Source organism: Pseudomonas sp. AKS31, assembly GCF_023634765.1.
Lineage (GTDB): Bacteria > Pseudomonadota > Gammaproteobacteria > Pseudomonadales > Pseudomonadaceae > Aquipseudomonas.
The window spans coordinates 1-806 of sequence record NZ_JAMLFX010000035.1; the positions used below are offsets into that span (position 1 = coordinate 1).

The 806-nt window shown below is 54.5% G+C and carries 1 protein-coding gene; it reads left to right on the top strand.

Annotated features, from left to right (window positions below; translation table 11 throughout):
• Positions 1 to 806, top strand: an 806-nt coding sequence (locus M9827_RS27590; RefSeq protein WP_250608377.1) for an elongation factor Tu, incomplete at both ends; no start/stop codon positions are given.

Here is an 806-nt window from a genome sequence, read left to right on the forward strand (position 1 = left end):
GTTCCGTACATCGTGGTTTTCCTGAACAAGGCTGACCTGGTAGACGACGCTGAGCTGTTGGAATTGGTTGAGATGGAAGTTCGCGACCTGCTGTCCACCTACGACTTCCCGGGCGACGACACTCCGATCATCATCGGTTCGGCTCGTATGGCTCTGGAAGGCAAAGACGACAACGAGATGGGCACCACTGCCGTCAAGAAACTGGTAGAGACTCTGGATAGCTACATCCCAGAACCAGTTCGTATGATCGACAAGCCGTTCCTGATGCCAATCGAAGACGTGTTCTCGATCTCGGGTCGCGGTACTGTTGTGACTGGTCGTATCGAGCGCGGTATCGTTCGCGTTCAGGATCCGCTGGAAATCGTTGGTCTGCGTGACACCACCGTTACTACTTGCACCGGTGTTGAAATGTTCCGCAAGCTGCTCGACGAAGGTCGTGCTGGCGAGAACTGCGGCGTTCTGCTGCGTGGTACCAAGCGTGACGACGTTGAGCGTGGTCAGGTTCTGGTTAAGCCGGGTTCGGTTAAGCCACACACCAAGTTCACCGCAGAGGTTTACGTTCTGAGCAAGGAAGAAGGCGGTCGTCACACTCCGTTCTTCAAAGGCTACCGTCCACAGTTCTACTTCCGTACTACTGACGTGACTGGTAACTGCGAGCTGCCAGAAGGCGTTGAAATGGTAATGCCAGGTGACAACATTCAGATGACTGTTACCTTGATCAAAACCATCGCGATGGAAGACGGTCTGCGTTTCGCTATCCGTGAAGGCGGTCGTACCGTCGGCGCTGGCGTCGTAGCCAAAATCAT